Source organism: Psychrobacter sp. AOP3-A1-26 (assembly GCF_052378235.1).
Taxonomy (GTDB): Bacteria; Pseudomonadota; Gammaproteobacteria; order Pseudomonadales; family Moraxellaceae; genus Psychrobacter.
Map to the genome: position 1 here is coordinate 1 of NZ_JBQSXN010000119.1, position 5,983 is coordinate 5,983.

Annotated in this window: 5 protein-coding genes; 1 reads left to right on the plus strand and 4 read right to left on the minus strand. The window is 45.1% G+C overall.

Annotated features, from left to right (window positions below; genetic code table 11):
• Positions 1-40 precede the first annotated feature (40 nt).
• From ACT3TU_RS13280 to ACT3TU_RS13290, 3 genes are all read right to left on the minus strand, one after another.
• Positions 41-481 (minus strand): hypothetical protein, encoded by a 441-nt coding sequence (locus ACT3TU_RS13280; protein ID WP_192524638.1) that lies wholly within the window; start codon positions 479-481, stop codon positions 41-43.
• 137 nt (positions 482-618) lie between these two features.
• A complete protein-coding gene (lnt, locus tag ACT3TU_RS13285; RefSeq protein ID WP_192524637.1) occupies positions 619-2,193 on the minus strand; it encodes an apolipoprotein N-acyltransferase in 1,575 nt (524 codons plus the stop codon).
• Between the two features lie 337 nt (positions 2,194-2,530).
• Positions 2,531-3,430 (minus strand): CBS domain-containing protein, encoded by a 900-nt coding sequence (locus ACT3TU_RS13290; protein WP_192524636.1) that lies wholly within the window; start codon positions 3,428-3,430, stop codon positions 2,531-2,533.
• 478 nt (positions 3,431-3,908) lie between these two features.
• On the opposite strand from ACT3TU_RS13290, the gene ACT3TU_RS13295 reads away from it, so the two are divergent.
• The gene (locus tag ACT3TU_RS13295) at positions 3,909-5,201 is read left to right on the plus strand and encodes an Lnb N-terminal periplasmic domain-containing protein (protein ID WP_192524635.1); all 1,293 of its coding nucleotides are present in this window, start codon (positions 3,909-3,911) and stop codon (positions 5,199-5,201) included.
• An 83-nt stretch (positions 5,202-5,284) separates the two neighbouring features.
• Here the strand turns inward: ACT3TU_RS13295 and ACT3TU_RS13300 are convergent, their stop codons facing one another.
• Positions 5,285-5,818, minus strand: coding sequence for a YcgN family cysteine cluster protein (locus ACT3TU_RS13300; RefSeq protein ID WP_413038393.1), 534 nt, complete (start codon positions 5,816-5,818; stop codon positions 5,285-5,287).
• Between the last annotated feature and the right edge of the window lie 165 nt (positions 5,819-5,983).

Sequence of the window (5,983 nt, forward strand, 5' to 3'; positions counted from 1 at the left end):
GTAATTGTAGCGCTGTGTGACGGTATGAAAAAGCTAAAAACTACTGTGCTACTGCCGTGTCATCAGCGGCATCACCCGCCTCTAAATCACCATCTGCTTGCTCAGTGGTCAAATCAGTATCAGCAACTGCCGCTTGATCAACGGTACCTTCAGCGGTTGCTGTGCCAGATTCAGCAGCAACGACAGCGCCGTCGGTATCTGCTGCTGGAGTGGCATCGGCATCGGCTGGTGCATCAGTCGTAGCGGCTGCATCAACCTCTTCTGCTGGTGCGGCGGCAGTTTCAGCTGGCGCATCATCTTCAGTAGTAGTCGCTTCTGCGGCAGCTACCTCTTCGGTAGTCTCAGCAGTAATATGTTCACCCGCTGGGCGCAGAAATCCTGAGATGCCGATAAGTAAGACGATAGCCAAGAATAAAGCAACGCCGCCCAAGGCAAACAAAAACTCTTTCTTAGGGTTGTTTTCGACAATATGTTCTGACATACCTTATCCACCTTGCACAAAATATTTAAAATATTGGCCTATTATATCGCAATTTATATCGATTTGTTAAAACCCTTAACTATTTAATGGATTTATTATTAAAAAACCTTAAAACCAAACTATATTATCATTTTCCACTACTTGACCAAACGCGTTCGCGGGGTCGCACGCTTGCCAAGATAGCTTAATAATAGCAAAAGCGCAATAATGATTAAGATAGGATAATTGCCAAAGCGCATAAAAGGAGTATTACCCACCCGCGCCTGAATATCACCGCGTAATACTGTCCGCTCAAACTGCGGTGCACGCTCGATGATACGGCCTTTATGGTCAATGATAGCCGTCACCCCAGTATTGGTTGCCCGCATAAACCAGCGGCCGTTCTCTAATGCGCGCATCTGTACCATTTGCAAATGCTGCAGCGGACCTGCTGAAGTGCCAAACCATGCATCGTTGGAGATGGTCAATAAAAAGTCAGTATTGATGGCATTTTTGCGTGTGGTATCAGGATAGGCCACCTCATAGCAAACTGCCGCCCCTAAATTATGTCCACGCACGCGTAGTGGTGACTGTTCATCACTACCACGACTATAGCTCATAATATCCTGACTGCCTGCCAAATTGGGTAAAATATCTAGCATACCTTCAAATGGAATATATTCGCCAAAGGGCACCAAACGCTGCTTTTTATACAGTCCTTCTGCTTCAGATCCTAACGCAATCACACTATTATAAAAAGGCGGATATTTATCCGTACTAGCATCAAAACCTGCTTCATCTTTATAAGGAATACCGGTGACCCAAGTCGTATTGGTCTCTTTGGCCATTTTGACCATCTCGTTGATAAAGCCCACGGCCTCGGTCTGAAACATCGGAATCGATGACTCTGGCCATAGGACAATATCACGTCCCCACTCGGTTCGTGTCAACGTCGCATAGATCTCCAAGGTCTCTATTTGGTATTCGGTCAGCCATTTTAAATCTTGGGGAATATTGCCTTGGATTAATGAGACGGATAAATCAGGCGTTCCTTTTGGCTTGGTCCATTGTGGATTAACCAGCCACAATACGCTGCTAACAACTAACAACGCTAGCGAGGGAATCATATAACCACTACGGCGGCGCAGTAGCTCCACCACACTTGCTGCTAATAATACGGCGACAAAAGACACCGCGAACACGCCAGCCACTGGTGCTAATGACGATAACCAATACTGTTCAGTAAAAGCATAGCCGACGAACAACCACGGAAAGCCAGTAAACAACCAGGTTTTCATCCACTCTTGTAATATCCACAGCGCGGCAAAAGACAACGGCTGCTTACCGACGAAACGATTAAAGACCAGCGCCAAAAAGCCATGAAACAGCCCCATGCCAAGACCCATCAGCGCAATCATAATCAGCGCAAGCCATGCAGGCGTCGCCCCATAAACATGGATAGAGGTATAGAGCCAAAACGCCCCTACACACCATAGCCCCGTACCATAAGCCTGACCGATAAGAAAAGCACGCTTGCCACTCATATCAGGTATCAATAATGCATACAAAATAGCAGGCGATACCAGTGCTAGCGGCCAGATACCGTAGGGTGCAAGCGCGAATATAAATACCGCCCCCGCCAGCCAAGCAATCAATACCGTCAGCCCCATCGGTAAGCCCTTTGGCTTATCGGGGTTTAGACGTTTTTGCAAATCAACCGTAGACAGACGCATAGCAATTATCCAGAATCGTATTATTCAATCATTTTAAATGTTCATTTAATGTTTGATATAGCGCTCGCCATATTGTGACGAGAGCCTGTTGAACACTTTCAAAGTTCACAAAGACTGTGCCTAAAAATCAAACCCGCCCATGATACCAGTCTGTTTAAAATAATGGGTAAATTTGCGTTGCAAAAAAGCCGACTTACAACCGCTATTTTGAAAATAAAAAAAACACGACCGCAATCGTGTTTTTATTGGTGTTTGTACGGTTATCTTTATTGGAAGACATGTCCTGATTTTGAAAGTTCAGTTCCGATTGAAGACACAGCCTAAGCCCATTATCCCGCTAGTGGCTGCCTATCAATATTTGCTGTTCAGGATTGACTTTACTCAGCTCAAGATTTTGAATAAAACGCCCTTCAACATCAGTAATAGTGATTTGCCAATCATCTATCACCACGCTCTCGCCCTCTAGATCACCGACATAACCCAGCGCCTGCATGACCAAACCGCCCATGGTATCGACATCGGTATCATCAAAGTGACAGCCAAGCTCGTCGTTACAATCTTCAATCACTGTCGACGCTTGCACGCGCCACGTATCTGGCTTTTCAGGATCAGCGACGATATTATTAATATCACTGTCTTCCTCAAAGTCATCATGCTCATCGACGATGTCACCGACGATTTCCTCGAGTAAATCTTCCATCGTTACCACACCGCCAAAGTTACCAAACTCATCGACGACAATTGCCATATGCACTTGAGTACGCTGCAAGGAGCGTAGCAAGGTGTCAGAACGCGCATTTTCACTGATATACAGTGGCTGACGCACCAAATCTCTGAGGCGTTTGCTATCAATTTTATCTTCTTGATCGCGTACCATATGCACCAAAATAGGAATCAAGTCCTTTGCCAATAAGATACCAATCACGGCATCATCGTCTTGGCTGTCAAAAACAGGATAGCGCGAGTGAGTCGTCTCAAGGATGATATCCATCACTTCAGCCAGACTGGTGCTTTCATGCAGCCCAACCACTTGGGGGCGCGGGGTCATAATTTCGCGAACTTGTGTCGCCGGCAAATCCAGCACGCCTTCTAACATATCAACCGTATCAGGCTCTAAGAACTGGCGCGACTGTTGCACTAAACCAATCAGTTCATCACGGGTTTCGGGGGCGGTCGATAGCCAGCGTTTTAAGCCTCGCATCGACCAACTACTCGGGCTGGGAGTGTCGTCAGACATGGTGGTGTGGTTTAACCTCTTTAGTTAATGACAATTAGAATAACAATTAAAAAAAGCAACAGAGAAAACATAAATGGGGATTAATGACCTAAATAAAAACCTGTGCGTTAAAACAGTTCGCTCATTAGTAGTGCCCTAATCCATAATAACTATATAACAAGCGCACCTAATATAGTCGATTCCAAATAAAACAAATACGTTATATTCCAACGTGGAACTGGTATGAATTTTTCTGGCTTGCTGTGCCTACGCCGACAGAGGCCACGTAAAATTCATCCCATTCCCGCTGTATCGTTTTAATATCGAATTCACTATAAATAGGAGCCGATAAATAATAATCAATAAGTAGACCAGTATAAATTAGCTCCACTTTATCGCAAGGCTTAGCGACATTCAACGACAAATTCACTCAAATTGTATTGTCAGTGTGTTATAAACTTTGCTATGGTCAAAGGCTGTGTTCCTCAAAGTAAAACCTATGTCGCTACGTACCTTTTTTTCTCGCCTGCTTTCGTCTCGCTCAACTGGCCATCATTCAGAAAATGGTTTAGACAATAAAGCATCTCATCCTAAACAGCCAACATCTAAGTGGCGACGTTATCTTTTGCAGTTTCTTATTGCGCTGACGCTGATACTGTCGGCGGTTTGGTTGCTGATGGCCATTTGGTATCAATTTGGCCTGCGCTCAGTCACGACATGGCTAGTAACCCTTGTCATCGCTGGGGTGCTGGTCGCTTTATTTGGTATCCGTTATTGGCCGAGAAACACTAAGCGGCTAAATGACCAGTGTTTAGCTCATAATCAAACAAACCAAAAAGTAGCAGCGAAATGGCTCACTGGTTTATACGCTGGTATTTGGTTGATTGGGCTTGGCTGGTTTTTCTCTATTGAGCCTAAACAAGAGCGCGATTGGATGGCTGAGGTGAGTGAGCGCGTGACTTACGAGCGTGATGCGAACAATCCTGATTTAATCACTCTCACCAACGTACGTAACTTTGATTGGCAGACCAACACTGAAGCGACTGAACGCTGGGAGACGCGCACCATCGATATGTCAAAACTGTCTGGCGTCGATGTGACCAATTCTTATTGGATGGGACCATTGATTGCCCATACCTTGGTCAGTTTTCGTTTTGAAGATGATCGACCGCTGGCCTTCTCGTTTGAGATTCGTAAAGAAAGTGACGAAACATTTTCCGCCCTTGCAGGATTTTTTAGACGTTTTGAGCTGAGTTTAATCGCCGCAGAAGAGCGCGATATTATTTATACCCGTAGTAACGCGCGCGGTGAGCAAGTGTATCTATTTCCCATCAGTCATTTGCAGCAGCATGAGGTTCAGGAGTTGTTTGAATCTTACTTGACCGCTGCCGATGAATTGAATGCCAAGCCCGCTTGGTACAATACGTTAATCAGTAATTGTACCAATATTATTTTTTATATGGCGCGTATTATCAGTGGCGATCGTTTACCGTGGGATTACCGGATTTGGGTATCTGGTTGGCTACCAAATTATCTATACGATGTCGGGATGTTGGATGCCGATACTAAAGAGCAAGGGCAGCCATGGTCGATGGATACGTGGTATGAGCGCACCCATATCAATGCCAAGGTTCGCGATTTTAACAATCAAATTAACCCAGCGTCTGACAGTAATAGTAATAGCAGTGAGTTTTCACGGCAAATTCGTCAGGATCTCCCGATTCCGCCACTGGCTGATTCGCAAGCTGGCGCTGAAGCAAAAGCCAAGTCTGCTGCTCAGGCTTCGCAGTGATAGCAATTTGTACTGTATTTTTTAGGGTCTGTTAAACATTCAAATGTGGCACCAGTGGTGGTTTAGAACTGACTATAGCCTGATTAAGGCGTAACCCAAGTGACCACGCGCATTTCCATATCTTCATCAGACATGCCTATTTCAGAAACACAGCGCCCAGCCACGCCAACATTAGCAGCGCGCATTTGTTGCTGGGTCACCACCGCATCTTGTGTCAATAACATATGCCAACTCGGCAAGTTTTGTCCTTTATACAAGCGTTTATAGGCACAGTGCGACGGTAGCCACATCATATCTGGTAGGTTGTCAATCGTCAGCTGAATACAGTCTGGCACATGCTCTTGGCGCGTATCGTAATGCTGGCAATAGCCCGTCGCACAATTCATAAGCTGGCAAGTCACATCAGTATATTCTACGACCTCCTCTTCATTGTCATCGTCCATATATTTAATAAGGCAACAACTGCCGCAGCCATCACATAACGCTTCCCACTCGCTATGGTTTAATTCTGCTAGCGTAAAACGCGACCAAAATTGCGGGCGCAAGGCATCGGTCGCTGACGCATCTAGTAGTGAAAGCTTATCTGGTTTTGATTCGATTTTTTCCTGAGGCTTCATATCTACACTAATACCAGCATCTAAGTTGGCCTCATGGTTGTGTAACAAATTTAGTGTCATAAAGTTGCCGTAGCATTTTGATAAAGAGCGTTACAGTATTATAGCTGTTTTTGCTTAACATGGGCGTTAAGGTAGTAAAAGTAAGGAAAACGATAAATTAAAAAT

Coding starts and splice junctions, on each gene's coding strand:
- ACT3TU_RS13280 (WP_192524638.1), bottom strand. CDS start 481: ATGTCAGAACATATTGTCGAAAACAACCCTAAGAAAGAGTTTTTGTTT.
- lnt (WP_192524637.1), bottom strand. CDS start 2,193: ATGCGTCTGTCTACGGTTGATTTGCAAAAACGTCTAAACCCCGATAAG.
- ACT3TU_RS13290 (WP_192524636.1), bottom strand. CDS start 3,430: ATGTCTGACGACACTCCCAGCCCGAGTAGTTGGTCGATGCGAGGCTTA.
- ACT3TU_RS13295 (WP_192524635.1), top strand. CDS start 3,909: ATGTCGCTACGTACCTTTTTTTCTCGCCTGCTTTCGTCTCGCTCAACT.
- ACT3TU_RS13300 (WP_413038393.1), bottom strand. CDS start 5,818: ATGAAGCCTCAGGAAAAAATCGAATCAAAACCAGATAAGCTTTCACTA.